Below are 15137 nucleotides of genomic sequence, written 5' to 3'. Positions count from 1 at the left end.
TTATTAAATTAATTATGTGAAAAAGTGCGGTATTTTTTACCGCACTTTTATTTAGCCCATTCTATAATTCGGTGCTTCTTTCGTGATGGTAACATCGTGGACGTGGCTTTCTTTGATGCCGGCGCCGCTGATGCGTACGAATTGCGCTTTGGTGCGCAGATCTTCAATGGTGGCGCAGCCTGTTAATCCCATACAAGAACGTAAACCGCCCATTTGTTGGTGGATAATTTCTTTTAAATAGCCTTTATATGGAATGCGCCCTTCGATGCCTTCTGGCACGAGTTTATCGGCAGCGTTATCGCTTTGGAAATAGCGGTCGGACGAGCCTTTGCTCATTGCACCTAATGATCCCATTCCACGGTAAGATTTAAAGGCTCTGCCTTGGAATAATTCGATTTCCCCCGGTGCTTCTTCTGTGCCTGCGAACATTGAACCCACCATGACACAACTTGCGCCAGCAGCAATAGCTTTGGCAATATCGCCAGAATAACGGATACCACCGTCAGCAATAACAGGAATGCCGCGATCTTTTAAGGCTTCGGCCGCATCGGCAATGGCGGTGATTTGTGGTACACCTACGCCTGTTACAATACGTGTGGTACAAATTGAGCCAGGGCCGATACCAATTTTCACCGCACTTGCACCGGCATCAGCAAGGGCAATCGCACCTTCTGCTGTCGCCACATTGCCTGCAATAATTGGTAAATCAGGATATTTCGCGCGAGTTTCACGCACACGTTGCAACACGCCTTCGGAATGTCCGTGGGAAGAGTCAATTAACAACACGTCCACGCCGGCTTGTACAAGGGCTTCGATACGTTCTTCATTGCCTGTGCCAGCACCTACTGCAGCCCCCACGCGTAAACGGCCGAATTCATCTTTACAAGCGTTAGGTTTTTGTTCGGTTTTTTGGAAGTCTTTTAAGGTGATCATTCCTTTTAATTTGAAATCATCATTCACCACGAGTACTTTTTCTACACGGTGTGCGTGCATTAGGCTGAAAATTTCTTGGCTAGATGAGCCTTCTTTTACGGTAACTAAGCGATCTTTTGGTGTCATCAGATCCGCAACGGTTTTATTCATATCTTTCACAAAACGCGTATCGCGCCCTGTGATAATACCTTCTAACGCACCTTGGTTGCTCACCACAGGGAAGCTTGCAAAACCATTTTTCTTCACGATTTCCGCTAATTCGCCAATGGTTAAATCAGGGGTAACTGTGATAGGATCGGAAACAATGCCGCTTTCAAATTTTTTCACTTTACGCACGCGATCCGCTTGGCGTTCAATGCTCATATTTTTATGAATGAAACCAATACCGCCTTCTTGCGCAAGGGAAATGGCAAGTTTCGCTTCGGTAACGGTATCCATTGCGGCAGAAAGCATTGGGATATTTAAACGAATGGTTTTAGTTAATTGCGTGGATAAATCGGCAGTGTTTGGCAGCACGGTGGAATGTGCTGGAACGAGAAGGACATCATCAAACGTGAGGGCTTCTTTTAATACGCGTAGCATAGCAATATTCTCTCTCTGTAGAAGGGAAAATCCCTAAGGTTAATATGAAAAAAGGGTAAAAAATATTGCGGCGAGATTATACAGAGTTTATGCTGATTTTGGAATGGCAAACCGCAAATATTTTTTGTATTTAAAAAAATTCGCGACTATTTATAAAAAAGAAAGTTATAAAAGGAAAAGAAATGTTTGAGCTTTTAACCTTGTTGGCAGACGGCAAGAAAAATTCTCGCCAAAATTTGACCGCACTTTTACATTGTGATGAAACGCAACTCAATGCTCATATTCAGACGCTAAGCGAACTGGGCATTAAATTTGAACGGAACGGTGATGAAATCCAGCTCAAGCCAGAATTGCCCTTGCTTTCGGTGGAGAAAATAAAGCAACGCCTTGCGCCTTATCCCGTGCTGGTCAAACCTGTGATTCATTCCACAAATCAATTTTTATTGGAACAGATTGAGCAGCTAGAAAAAGGGCAACTGTGCTTGGCAGAATATCAATACGCAGGGCGTGGGCGGCGTGGGCGTGATTGGCTTTCGCCTTTTGCAGGGCAGATTATTCTCAGTGCCTATTGGACGTTCCCACCTCAGATTTCGCTGAATGGGCTGAGTTTAGTTATCGGCATTGCCATTGCAGAAACCTTACAAGCCTTTGGCGCGCAAAGCATCGGGTTAAAATGGCCGAATGATGTGTTATTGCAAGGGCGAAAGCTGGCGGGCGTGCTGGTGGAAATTACTAATCGTAAGAATGGCTTGCTGAATTTGATTATTGGCATTGGCATTAACCTTGCCTTACCCAAACAAGCCAATATTAATCAACCTTGGGCAGAATTACGAGAAATTCTACCGCATTTTGATCGCGATGAAATCATCATCGCGCTAGTGCAGCGGCTTTATCATTATCTCGATCTCTTTGAACAAAAAGGAATGGCATTTTTTCATTCACGCTGGGCGGAATGGGACGCTTTTCTTAATCAGCCCGTGAGCTTGATCAGCGAAAACGCGAGCCAGCACGGCATTGAACGTGGCATAGACAGCGAAGGCTACCTGTTATTAGAAACGGAACAAGGCCTTGTGCGATTTAATGGCGGCGAAGTGTCGCTACGGAGAAAAGCGTAAAGCTAAATAAAAGGGGAACATTTCCCCTTATTCTTCAAATTATAGTTAAATCACCTTTTGTACAAGGGCTGAAATATCTTCTGCAAAACGTTCTTGCGCTGCCATTTGCTCAATTTGTTGCGGTGAATATTTCTTGCCGTTATACACCACCACAATGCTCACATCGTCAGGTTGCAGAAAATGGCTCGTGCCGAATTCAGTATAACGGGTTGCACCAATGCTAATGATCGCTTGGGTTGGATAATGGGCTTTTTTTAGCAAATCAGCGATATGATTCATCGGACCGAAATCAGGCTGATTATTCATTTGTCCCACAATCCAATCAAGCAATTTTTGATGAAAATAGCTGTATCCTAAAGCGGGGCTATCCACGCCATAAGCATTCATCTTGCCATCACGTTTATGAAAGCAAGCAATGCGATAATCATCAATTTCACTGCCTAAGTCAAAGGACGTGAGAGGAATTGTTGTCGCCGCCAAGCCCTTGGTTTCCTCGCCCCAGTTTTTCTTTTCACAAATTTTATTGGCATTAGGACGGCGGATAGAACAATCGTTATAAGCCGCAAAGGCGTAAGGCAAAAGTGCGGTAACTTTTTCGCCAGAATATTGCACTTCACACAACAGGGCAATTTCAGGCTCAATCTGCAAATTATCCGCCCCCGCTTGCGGAAAACGAATATATTCGGCACTTAACGGATTGACCGCCAAAAAGTCATACTCGCCTAAGTTTTCTGCAGGCACATAAAAAGGAAAAATTGCTTTGGGTTGATGGGTTTCTGCCGTTTTCACTTGGGCAAAATCTTTCGCCTCACCTGCTTGTTCCAAATGCCCCGCAAAATTGCCTGCCACGCCAAGGCCGATAACATTTTTTGTCATTTTCTTGCTCCTTTTATCTTGATGACATATCCAAATCCTACAAGGTTATAAGGAATTTTCAAGGGGAAATTTTGGGGAGGAAATAATCTGTTATGTTGATAAAATAAAAGCGAGAAATTCTCGCTTTTATCTTTTAAATTAGGCAGTTAAATCTTTAATTTGCGTTGTCGGCGCGTTGTTCATTACTGATTTCACCCCATTTTTTGCCCCTTCTTGAGAAGCATAATATTGGCTGCGTCCGATTTCTTGATGATTTTTGGCTTTCAATACGAAATAAGGTTTCTCATTTTTCGCCACGCGGAACTCAAAATTCGCCTCATCGCTACCATTTTTCTGCACAGATTCAATACCATTTAGCGCAGACGCTTTGGTTTTATACAATTCACTGGTCAAGATAATTTGCGAGTTTGCCGCATAAAGGTTAAACATAAATTGACCATCACTTGCTTTTTTCAATTCATACCAGCCTAAAGCCATACTATTTTCCTTCTTAATGAATCGTGGGATATTCCACCAGTTCATCATAAGCTTTTTTTCTGTTTTTTCAATGGATTTATCATAGACAAGAAAAAGAGCGGTAAAAATTTTGCTAATTTTCCACCGCACTTTGCCTGATAATTCAGCGGTGTGATTTCAAAATAATCAGTTGCAATGATTTTTGGCATTTTTTGCGATTTTTTTTGCAAAAAGGGGTTGCAAAGATTTTAAAGAAGCCTATAATACGCCGCACACAACGACGCGACGTTGTAAACAAGTTGAAAATACACATCGCGTCGTTGTTTTTTGCTCTTTAACAATCAATCAGACAATCTGTGTGGGCACTTGTTGATTCTGGAAAAATTTAAAAGATTTAGAACAATTAGTGCTTAACTGAAATTCATAGTGATTTTAAATAAAATCACAGAGCTTTGTTAGTGTACGAATTGAGAAAGATTAAACTGAAGAGTTTGATCATGGCTCAGATTGAACGCTGGCGGCAGGCTTAACACATGCAAGTCGAACGGTAACGGGTTGAAAGCTTGCTTTCGACGCTGACGAGTGGCGGACGGGTGAGTAATGCTTGGGAATCTGGCTTATGGAGGGGGATAACCATTGGAAACGATGGCTAATACCGCATAGTATCGAAAGATTAAAGGGTGGGACGTTTTAGCCACCTGCCATAAGATGAGCCCAAGTGGGATTAGGTAGTTGGTGAGGTAAAGGCTCACCAAGCCTGCGATCTCTAGCTGGTCTGAGAGGATGGCCAGCCACACTGGGACTGAGACACGGCCCAGACTCCTACGGGAGGCAGCAGTGGGGAATATTGCGCAATGGGGGGAACCCTGACGCAGCCATGCCGCGTGAATGAAGAAGGCCTTCGGGTTGTAAAGTTCTTTCGGTGGTGAGGAAGGCGGTAGTGTTAATAGCACTATTGTTTGACGTTAGCCACAGAAGAAGCACCGGCTAACTCCGTGCCAGCAGCCGCGGTAATACGGAGGGTGCGAGCGTTAATCGGAATAACTGGGCGTAAAGGGCACGCAGGCGGTAAATTAAGTGAGATGTGAAATCCCCGAGCTTAACTTGGGAATTGCATTTCAGACTGGTTTACTAGAGTACTCTAGGGAGGGGTAGAATTCCACGTGTAGCGGTGAAATGCGTAGAGATGTGGAGGAATACCGAAGGCGAAGGCAGCCCCTTGGGGAGATACTGACGCTCATGTGCGAAAGCGTGGGGAGCAAACAGGATTAGATACCCTGGTAGTCCACGCTGTAAACGCTGTCGATTTGGGGATTGGGCTTTAGGCTTGGTGCCCGTAGCTAACGTGATAAATCGACCGCCTGGGGAGTACGGCCGCAAGGTTAAAACTCAAATGAATTGACGGGGGCCCGCACAAGCGGTGGAGCATGTGGTTTAATTCGATGCAACGCGAAGAACCTTACCTACTCTTGACATCCAAAGAAGAACTCAGAGATGAGTTTGTGCCTTCGGGAGCTTTGAGACAGGTGCTGCATGGCTGTCGTCAGCTCGTGTTGTGAAATGTTGGGTTAAGTCCCGCAACGAGCGCAACCCTTATCCTTTGTTGCCAGCACTTCGGGTGGGAACTCAAAGGAGACTGCCAGTGATAAACTGGAGGAAGGTGGGGATGACGTCAAGTCATCATGGCCCTTACGAGTAGGGCTACACACGTGCTACAATGGTGCATACAGAGGGGTGCGAGCCTGCGAGGGTGAGCGAATCTCAGAAAGTGCATCTAAGTCCGGATTGGAGTCTGCAACTCGACTCCATGAAGTCGGAATCGCTAGTAATCGCGAATCAGAATGTCGCGGTGAATACGTTCCCGGGCCTTGTACACACCGCCCGTCACACCATGGGAGTGGGTTGTACCAGAAGTAGATAGCTTAACCGCAAGGGGGGCGTTTACCACGGTATGATTCATGACTGGGGTGAAGTCGTAACAAGGTAACCGTAGGGGAACCTGCGGTTGGATCACCTCCTTATAAAGACTGGAAAGATGAGTGCTCACACAGATTGTGATGATTGATGTTAGACAAACGAGAGCAAAACTCAATGTCGTGTAGAGATTACCTTTATATGTAGTCCCCTTCGTCTAGAGGCCTAGGACATCGCCCTTTCACGGCGGTAACAGGGGTTCGAATCCCCTAGGGGACGCCATTTAAAGCTAATTTTTTAGCGATTTGCTCTTTAACAATGTAAAAACAAGCTGAAAACTGAAGAGACTTTCAAGCTGATGAGGGAGTGGTCATCGTGATAGAGCCATTTTCTTATTAAATTGAATTAGTCTGAGTAAAAGACTTACTTGAACAAAAGCAAGTAAGCGTTCTCAACGAGAATGAAGACACTTCAGGGAGAAAAATCCTTGAGGTTGTATAGTTAAGTGAGAAAGCGTACAGGGCGGATGCCTTGGCAATCAGAGGCGATGAAGGACGTGCTAATCTGCGAAAAGCGTGGGTGAGTTGATAAGAAGCGTTTAACCCACGATGTCCGAATGGGGAAACCCGATAGGTGAAGAACCTATCATTGTTTACTGAATAAAATAGGTAAACAAGGCGAACCGGGAGAACTGAAACATCTAAGTACCCCGAGGAAAAGAAATCAACCGAGATTCTGTGAGTAGCGGCGAGCGAAAGCGGAGTAGCCAGTGAGTGATAGCATGTGATTTAGGAGAATTAGCTGGGAAGCTAAGCGACACAGGGTGATAGCCCCGTATCTAAAAAATTGCGTGTAGTACTAAGCTTACGACAAGTAGGGCGGGACACGAGGAATCCTGTTTGAAGATGGGGGGACCATCCTCCAAGGCTAAATACTCCTGATTGACCGATAGTGAACCAGTACTGTGAAGGAAAGGCGAAAAGAACCCCGGTGAGGGGAGTGAAATAGAACCTGAAACCCTGTACGTACAAGCAGTGGGAGCCCGAAAGGGTGACTGCGTACCTTTTGTATAATGGGTCAGCGACTTATATTTTGTAGCGAGGTTAACTGAATAAGGGAGCCGAAGGGAAACCGAGTCTTAACTGGGCGTTGAGTTGCAAGGTATAGACCCGAAACCCGGTGATCTAGCCATGGGCAGGTTGAAGGTTGGGTAACACTAACTGGAGGACCGAACCGACTAATGTTGAAAAATTAGCGGATGACTTGTGGCTGGGGGTGAAAGGCCAATCAAACCGGGAGATAGCTGGTTCTCCCCGAAATCTATTTAGGTAGAGCCTTGAGTGGACACCTTTGGGGGTAGAGCACTGTTTCGGCTAGGGGCCCATCCCGGGTTACCAAACCGATGCAAACTCCGAATACCGAAGAGTGATACTCAGGAGACACACGGCGGGTGCTAACGTCCGTCGTGGAGAGGGAAACAACCCAGACCGCCAGCTAAGGTCCCAAAATCTATATTAAGTGGGAAACGAAGTGGGAAGGCTTAGACAGCTAGGATGTTGGCTTAGAAGCAGCCACCATTTAAAGAAAGCGTAATAGCTCACTAGTCGAGTCGGCCTGCGCGGAAGATGTAACGGGGCTAAAATATAGTACCGAAGCTGCGGCATCAGGCGTATCACTAATACGCCTTAACGATTAACCACTTGCGAAGCAAGTGGGTAAAGCGAAAAACACGTTGAGTGTAATGGCAAAAAATCGAAGAGGGATATTAGTGATACGCCTGTTGGGTAGGGGAGCGTTGTGTAAGCGGAAGAAGGTGATTTGAGAGGATTGCTGGACGTATCACAAGTGCGAATGCTGACATAAGTAACGATAAAACGGGTGAAAAACCCGTTCGCCGGAAGACCAAGGGTCCTGTCCAACGTTAATCGGGGCAGGGTGAGTCGGCCCCTAAGGCGAGGCTGAAAAGCGTAGTCGATGGGAAACGGGTTAATATTCCCGTACTTGGATAAACTGCGATGTGGGGACGGAGTAGGTTAGGTTAGCGTACTGTTGGAGATGTACGTTTAAGTTGGTAGGTGGGTGGACTAGGCAAATCCGGTTCACTGTAAACACTGAGAGATGATGACGAGGCACTAAGGTGCTGAAGTAATTGATACCACACTTCCAGGAAAAGCCACTAAGCTTCAGGTTTATCTAAACCGTACTGAAAACCGACACAGGTGGTCAGGTAGAGAATACTCAGGCGCTTGAGAGAACTCGGGTGAAGGAACTAGGCAAAATAGCACCGTAACTTCGGGAGAAGGTGCGCTGGCGTAGTGTGAAGTTCTTTACGGATGGAGCATGAACCAGTCGAAGATACCAGCTGGCTGCAACTGTTTATTAAAAACACAGCACTCTGCAAACACGAAAGTGGACGTATAGGGTGTGATGCCTGCCCGGTGCTGGAAGGTTAATTGATGGTGTAATCGAAAGAGAAGCTCCTGATCGAAGCCCCAGTAAACGGCGGCCGTAACTATAACGGTCCTAAGGTAGCGAAATTCCTTGTCGGGTAAGTTCCGACCTGCACGAATGGCATAATGATGGCCAGGCTGTCTCCACCCGAGACTCAGTGAAATTGAAATCGCCGTGAAGATGCGGTGTACCCGCGGCTAGACGGAAAGACCCCGTGAACCTTTACTATAGCTTGACACTGAACCTTGAATTTTGATGTGTAGGATAGGTGGGAGACTATGAAGCGGTAACGCCAGTTATCGTGGAGTCGTTGTTGAAATACCACCCTTTAACGTTTGATGTTCTAACGAAGCGCCTGAAACGGGTGTTCGGACAGTGTCTGGTGGGTAGTTTGACTGGGGCGGTCTCCTCCCAAAGCGTAACGGAGGAGCACGAAGGTTTGCTAATGACGGTCGGACATCGTCAGGTTAGTGCAATGGTATAAGCAAGCTTAACTGCGAGACAGACAAGTCGAGCAGGTGCGAAAGCAGGTCATAGTGATCCGGTGGTTCTGAATGGAAGGGCCATCGCTCAACGGATAAAAGGTACTCCGGGGATAACAGGCTGATACCGCCCAAGAGTTCATATCGACGGCGGTGTTTGGCACCTCGATGTCGGCTCATCACATCCTGGGGCTGAAGTAGGTCCCAAGGGTATGGCTGTTCGCCATTTAAAGTGGTACGCGAGCTGGGTTTAGAACGTCGTGAGACAGTTCGGTCCCTATCTGCCGTGGGCGTTGGAGAATTGAGAGGGGCTGCTCCTAGTACGAGAGGACCGGAGTGGACGCATCACTGGTGTACCAGTTGTCTCGCCAGAGGCACTGCTGGGTAGCTAAATGCGGAAGAGATAAGTGCTGAAAGCATCTAAGCACGAAACTTGCCTTAAGATGAGTTCTCCCCGACTTTAAGTTGGTAAGGGTTGTTTGAGACTAAGACGTAGATAGGCTGGGTGTGTAAGCGATGTGAGTCGTTGAGCTAACCAGTACTAATTGCCCGAGAGGCTTAACTATACAACACTCAAGGGTTTTGGCTTGTTTTTGATTGGAAAGAAAGAGTAAGAATAAAGACACTTAGTCGGATAATGGCATAGAAATAAGAGAAGTTATCGACTAAGAGAAATAAAGTAAAGAATCTAAAGAATACAAAGAATTATCTTGGCGGCGTTAGTGCAGTGGACCCACCTAATTCCATGCCGAACTTAGAAGTGAAACGCTGTAACGCCGATGGTAGTGTGGGGCATCCCCATGTGAGAGTAGGACACCGCCAGGTTTTGAATAAAAGAAGAACGCCATTGAGGGAACTCAGTGGCGTTTTTTTATTTTTGGTAATTATTAAAATTAATTACTAAAGTTTTATTAGACCAGAATGTACCAAATTTTTGCATCCAACCATCTTTTGTTTTGTGTAGCGGAGAGATTAACTTAAAATTTCTCCCGATAAAAAAGCTTGCCATCATAATGCAAGCTTATTTCAAAAAATTGTTTTTTACTTGATGATGACGTATTTTACACGTGCTTGTTCCTGCTTTATTTTTTCTAATTCTGCATAATGTTTCTTTGTTTGAGCGAATACCATAATCAAGCGAATCACAAACGAAAACACAAAAATGCCAAAGAAAGCAAGAATGTATTTCATATCAATTGTAAATAATAGAAAGAGTGAACTTAATGCAATTAATATGCCAAAAAAGATTTTTGTCCAAAATAAGATGAAATCAGCTAGCATTTTTCTTTCCTTTATTCACAGATATCATTAAATTGATTGTATTGCCTAGTGAATTACAAGGCAATAGATATTAATACATATATTAGTTATTACGAAAAAAGAAATGTTCTTTGAAAAATCTAGCCAAAATTCACCGCACTTTTCTAGCTTAATATTCGTGTTATCATAATCAAACGTTTTTGTTATGAGAAAAGAATATTATGAACATCAGCCAAGCAGCCGAGAAAGTAGGTTTATCCGCCAAGCAAATTAGGGATTATGAAAAGGCAGGATTGTTGCCAGAGGCGCAACGCACTTTATCGGGTTATCGCTTTTATTCTGAGCAGGATTTAAGCCAGCTGCGCTTTATTAGTAACGCGCGTAAAGTGGGATTTTCATTGCAACAAATTCGCGAATTGTTAAGGTTAAATAGCGATCCGAATCGCACCAGTCGCGAAGTAAAAGCCATTACAGAACAACATATTACGGAGCTAAAAGATAAGATTGCGAGCTTACAAGAAATGTTGGATTTGTTGCAGCGCTGGCATTGTTCTTGCCAAGGGAATGATAGCCCTGATTGTTCTATTCTTTCAGGGCTAACGGAAAAAACGAAATTATAGGCGTTTGTAGGTTAAGAAATAATAGCAGCTGACCGCTAAAAATGAGCAGCCGACCATCGTTAAAAGCATTGGCGCGGCGCTGTTAATTTTCATTAATGCAACAAGCGATCCTACACAAGCGCCCGTGCCGAAACGCACACTGCCCACCATTGAATTCGCTGTGCCAGCCATTGCAGGGAATTTTTCTAAAATAGATGCCATTGCATTTGAGCTAATGAGCGAATTCTGCCCAACAAACAGTGCTACGCCAATGGCCATTGACCAAAAGCCAAGATCGAAAAACACCACTAATAATAACCAAATCGCCGCAAGAAATTGAATGATCAAACCTGTTTGCAGCATTTTTTCTGCGCCGACTTTGGTTACCAAGCGTCCATTTAAAAACGAACCTAAGGTCATCACGCTAATATTCAGCATAAAGAAATAACCAAAGTTTTGCTCCGCAATGCCATAGATACCGATATACACAATCGATCCCGCAGTTAAGAATGCAAACAAGCCACCAAAGCCAAAGGCGCTCATAAACATATAACCCAGCACTTCTTTTTTCTGCCATAAATTGACGAAATTGCGCACTACAATGTTTAAGCGTAAAGGAATGCGGTTTTCTTTTTTATGGGTTTCAGGAATGATGAAAAACACCAGCAAGGTACTCAACGCGCCCATTACCGCAATCACATAAAAGATCGAGTGCCAATGGAAATAAGTTACCAAATAGCCACCAATAATTGGTGCAACCAGTGGAGCTACCATAAACACAAGGGTGATTGTGGACATTGTGCGTGAAAGTTCATTTTTACTGAACAGATCGCGTAACAATGCGCCCACTAAAACCACGGGCGCAGCGCCAAAAAAGCCTTGCATAAAGCGTAGCACGGTAAAACTACCAATTTGATTGATTGTCGTGAGAATTAACGCGGTAATGGCACTGACAATCACGCCTAGCAGAATAATGGGTTTACGCCCATAGCTATCGCCCACAGGTCCCCAGAAAAGCTGTCCTGCAGCCATACCGTAAGCGAAAAAGGTTAGGGTATGCTGAATTTGCTCAGGGCTAACGTGCAAATCTTGCGACATTCGCAAAAAGGCAGGCAAATACATATCCACCCCAAGCGGCGGCAACATTGAAAGTAGCCCAAGGGTCAAAATGAAAATAAAGCTGGGTTTATGAATCGTTTTTTCGCTCAAAATGCTATCCTTATTTTAATGCGTTTAATTCTTCTGCGCTTAAAGGGCGGTATTCCCCTTCTTCTAATTGATCATCTAGCACTACATCGCCAATTTTCCAACGGTGCAGCCCAATCACTTTGTTGCCTAAGGCGGCAAACATTCGTTTTACTTGATGATAACGCCCTTCACTTAGGGTGAGATTCACATTGTAATCATCAATAATTTCAAGTTTGGCTGGTTTGGTAGGGTGTTTTTCACCACGCAATAAAATGCCTTCGGCGCAGGCTTGTTGATAATGATTTTCTACAGGATCGGCAAGGGTAACCAAATAGGTTTTCTCGCAATGATGTTTTGGTGAAGTGATGCGATGGGACCACTGTCCATCATCGGTGAGCAACACCAGCCCTGTGGTATCCACATCTAAGCGCCCTGCACTGTGCAATTTGCCGGCAAGGGGATAATCAAAGAATTGATAAATTGTTGGATAATCACCGTCATCATTGGAACAAACATAGCCTTGCGGTTTATTCAGCATAATATAATGCCCCGCTTCAAACCAAGTAAGGCGTTCGCCATCAAAGTAAATCTCATCTTCCGCACTCACTTTGGTTGCGCCGCTTTTCTCAATTTTTCCATTAATTTGCACCGCACTTTGGCGTAGGGCTTTATTGGCTTGAGAGCGCGTTAATCCTGTTTGCTCGGCTAAAAATTTATCTAATCTCATTGCGTGATTTTCTCGTTTATAAAAACGAAATATTGTACAACATCTCGGCATAAAACCCTAGGGTCTGTTCCAAAATCAAGAGTGCTTCTCTTGGTGAGAAGCGCCTAGCTACACCGAAAACAAAAGTGCGGTTGATTTTGTGAATGAATTGTAAATAATGTGTTGTAAATCACAGATTTTCTGATTTTTTCGCCTATAATAGGGCGTTGAATTATTCTCACAACCTTTTCAAATTGTTATAAGGACTGTTTTATGGACGCACAATTACGCCAAGCGGCGCTTGATTTCCACGAATTTCCAAAGCCGGGAAAAATTGAAGTTACCCCAACCAAATCTCTCGCCACACAGCGTGATCTTGCTTTAGCTTATTCCCCAGGAGTGGCAGAGCCTTGTTTAGAAATTGAGAAAGATCCTGCCAACGCTTATAAATACACGGCTCGCGGCAATCTTGTTGCGGTAATTTCTAATGGAACCGCGGTGCTAGGTTTAGGCAATATTGGCGCCTTAGCAGGAAAACCAGTAATGGAAGGGAAAGGCGTGCTATTTAAAAAGTTCGCGGGCGTAGATGTGTTTGATATTGAAATTGATGAAAAAGATCCTGATAAATTAGTAGAAATTATCGCCGCACTTGAGCCAACTTTCGGCGGCATTAATCTGGAAGACATCAAAGCCCCAGAGTGTTTTTACATTGAACAAAAATTGCGTGAGCGAATGAATATTCCTGTATTCCACGATGATCAGCACGGCACAGCCATTATTTCAGCCGCTGCGGTGATCAACGGTTTACGCATTGTGAATAAAAAAATTGAAGACGTAAAATTAGTGGCATCGGGTGCAGGTGCAGCTTCTATTGCTTGCTTGAACTTGTTGGTTTCTCTTGGAATGAAAAAAGAACACATCACCGTGTGCGATTCCAAAGGCGTAATTTTCAAAGGCCGTGATGAACGAATGGACGAAACCAAAAAGCTTTACGCCATTGAAGACAACGGCACGCGCACCTTGGCAGATGCAATGCCGAATTGTGATATTTTCCTTGGCTGTTCCGCGGCGGGCGCATTAACCCAAGAAATGGTTAAAGTGATGGCGCCAAATCCGCTAATTCTTGCCTTGGCTAACCCAGAACCTGAAATTTTACCGCCACTTGCTAAAGAAGTTCGCCCTGATGCGATTGTTTGTACAGGCCGTTCAGACTATCCAAACCAAGTAAATAACGTGCTTTGTTTCCCATTCATTTTCCGTGGTGCATTAGATGTGAGCGCCACCACCATTAATGAAGAAATGAAATTAGCCGCGGTGTACGCCATTGCGGATCTCGCCTTGGCAGAGCAAAGCGAAGTGGTTACTTCTGCCTATGGTGGCGCGGAAATTTCTTTTGGGCCGGATTACTTAATTCCAAAACCGTTCGATCCGCGTCTTATTGTGAAAATAGCCCCAGCGGTCGCGAAAGCGGCGATGGATAGCGGCGTGGCAACCCGTCCGATTGAAGATTTTGATGCCTATTTAGAAAAACTCACTCAATTCGTTTACAAAACGAATTTATTTATGAAGCCGGTATTTGCCCAAGCAAAACAAGACAAAAAACGTGTCTTGCTAACAGACGGCGAAGAAACTCGCGTACTGCACGCGGTGCAAGAAATCGCCACCTTGGGCATTGCCCAGCCCGTGCTATTGGGACGCACGCATATCATCGCCGAGAAAATCAAAAAACTTGGCTTGCATCTTGAAGTAGGGCGTGATTTTGACATTATCGACATCGAAAACAATCCTTACTATGACGAATGCTGGCAACGTTATCACGACAAATTAAAACGCCAAGGAATGACGCCATCAGGTGCAAAACGCAAAATGTTGCATAATCCGACCGCACTTGGCACAGTGTTGTTAGAACTTGGCAAAGCCGATGCTATGCTCTGCGGATTGGTTGGGCCTTATGCTTCTCACTTAGGTGCAATCAAAGATTTCACTGGTGTGAAAGCAGGCGCAATTCCTGCTACTGTAAATGGTTTGGTGCTACCAACGGGCAACTTGTTTATCGCCGATACGTTCGTTAATCCAAATCCAACGGCAGAAGAATTAGCGGAAATCACCTTAATGTCTGCGGCAGAAGTTCGCCGTTTTGGTATCGAACCACAAGTGGCGCTGGTTTCTCATTCTAACTATGGTAGTTTCAATGATGAAAATGCAGTAAAAATGCGTGAAGTGTTAAAACTTGTGCGTGAAAAAGCGCCAGAATTAATCATTGACGGTGAAATGCACTGCGACATTGCCCTTTCCGAAAGTTTACGCAACGAAGTGATGCCAGATAGTCCGTTAAAAGGCGCGGCAAACTTGCTAATTATGCCAACAATGGAAGCGGCGCGTATCAGCCTTAACTTGCTACAAGGCACCGCAACGCCAATCACCATTGGGCCAATCTTAATGGGCGTGAATAAAACCGCGCATATTTTAACCTCAGCGTCTTCTGTTCGCCGTATTATCAATATGGTGGCAGTTGCCGCAGTGAAAGCACAACAAGAAGTGTAAATACAAGGATAAATGAAATGGGGGCAGATAA

Annotated in this window: 9 protein-coding genes, 1 tRNA gene and 3 rRNA genes; 7 read left to right on the top strand and 6 right to left on the bottom strand. The window is 44.8% G+C overall.

Annotated elements, in window-relative coordinates; genetic code table 11:
* Positions 1–51: 51 nt before the first annotated feature.
* On the bottom strand, positions 52–1515 hold the full coding sequence (gene guaB / locus L5B76_RS07350) for an IMP dehydrogenase (RefSeq protein WP_265754870.1): 1464 nt from the start codon (positions 1513–1515) through the stop codon (positions 52–54).
* Between the two features lie 182 nt (positions 1516–1697).
* Here guaB and birA point away from each other — a divergent pair, with 182 nt between their 5' ends.
* Positions 1698–2630: a bifunctional biotin--[acetyl-CoA-carboxylase] ligase/biotin operon repressor BirA gene (gene birA / locus L5B76_RS07345; RefSeq protein ID WP_265754869.1), complete on the top strand. Its 933-nt coding sequence runs from the start codon at positions 1698–1700 to the stop codon at positions 2628–2630.
* Positions 2631–2675: 45 nt separating this feature from the next.
* Here birA and L5B76_RS07340 read toward each other — a convergent pair whose 3' ends face one another.
* A complete protein-coding gene (locus tag L5B76_RS07340; protein ID WP_265754868.1) occupies positions 2676–3506 on the bottom strand; it encodes a DUF5718 family protein in 831 nt (276 codons plus the stop codon).
* Between the two features lie 138 nt (positions 3507–3644).
* Positions 3645–3983 carry a YegP family protein gene (locus tag L5B76_RS07335; protein WP_103852704.1) on the bottom strand — a complete coding sequence of 113 codons (339 nt, stop codon included), beginning with the start codon at positions 3981–3983 and terminating at the stop codon, positions 3645–3647.
* A 458-nt stretch (positions 3984–4441) separates the two neighbouring features.
* Here L5B76_RS07335 and L5B76_RS07330 point away from each other — a divergent pair.
* From L5B76_RS07330 to rrf, 4 genes are all read left to right on the top strand, one after another.
* A 16S ribosomal RNA gene (locus tag L5B76_RS07330) occupies positions 4442–5983 on the top strand.
* 99 nt (positions 5984–6082) lie between these two features.
* A tRNA-Glu gene (locus L5B76_RS07325) sits at positions 6083–6158 on the top strand.
* 217 nt (positions 6159–6375) lie between these two features.
* A 23S ribosomal RNA gene (locus L5B76_RS07320) occupies positions 6376–9375 on the top strand.
* A gap of 143 nt (positions 9376–9518) precedes the next feature.
* Positions 9519–9634, top strand: a 5S ribosomal RNA gene (rrf, locus tag L5B76_RS07315).
* Together the 16S, 23S and 5S rRNA genes with 1 tRNA gene alongside form the textbook arrangement of a ribosomal RNA operon.
* Before the next feature lie 216 nt (positions 9635–9850).
* On the opposite strand, the gene L5B76_RS07310 is transcribed toward rrf, so the two are convergent.
* Positions 9851–10090: a hypothetical protein gene (locus L5B76_RS07310; protein WP_265754867.1), complete on the bottom strand. Its 240-nt coding sequence runs from the start codon at positions 10088–10090 to the stop codon at positions 9851–9853.
* Positions 10091–10290: 200 nt separating this feature from the next.
* Here L5B76_RS07310 and cueR point away from each other — a divergent pair, with 200 nt between their 5' ends.
* Positions 10291–10689, top strand: coding sequence for a Cu(I)-responsive transcriptional regulator (cueR, locus tag L5B76_RS07305; RefSeq protein ID WP_115249244.1), 399 nt, complete (start codon positions 10291–10293; stop codon positions 10687–10689).
* On the opposite strand, the gene L5B76_RS07300 is transcribed toward cueR, so the two are convergent.
* On the bottom strand, positions 10684–11880 hold the full coding sequence (locus tag L5B76_RS07300) for a Bcr/CflA family multidrug efflux MFS transporter (protein WP_265755540.1): 1197 nt from the start codon (positions 11878–11880) through the stop codon (positions 10684–10686). The two genes, cueR and L5B76_RS07300, sit on opposite strands and share 6 nt — an antisense overlap.
* Before the next feature lie 7 nt (positions 11881–11887).
* On the bottom strand, positions 11888–12583 hold the full coding sequence (rsuA, locus tag L5B76_RS07295; RefSeq protein WP_265754866.1) for a 16S rRNA pseudouridine(516) synthase RsuA: 696 nt from the start codon (positions 12581–12583) through the stop codon (positions 11888–11890).
* A gap of 252 nt (positions 12584–12835) precedes the next feature.
* Here rsuA and L5B76_RS07290 point away from each other — a divergent pair, with 252 nt between their 5' ends.
* On the top strand, positions 12836–15106 hold the full coding sequence (locus tag L5B76_RS07290) for an NADP-dependent malic enzyme (protein ID WP_265754865.1): 2271 nt from the start codon (positions 12836–12838) through the stop codon (positions 15104–15106).
* The last annotated feature ends 31 nt before the right edge of the window (positions 15107–15137 follow it).

It is taken from the genome of Avibacterium sp. 21-594, assembly GCF_026226815.1.
GTDB classification, from domain to species: domain Bacteria; phylum Pseudomonadota; class Gammaproteobacteria; order Enterobacterales; family Pasteurellaceae; genus Avibacterium; species Avibacterium avium.
The sequence above is the reverse complement of the archived record's forward strand: the minus strand, read 5'-3'. Positions and strand labels throughout refer to the sequence as shown.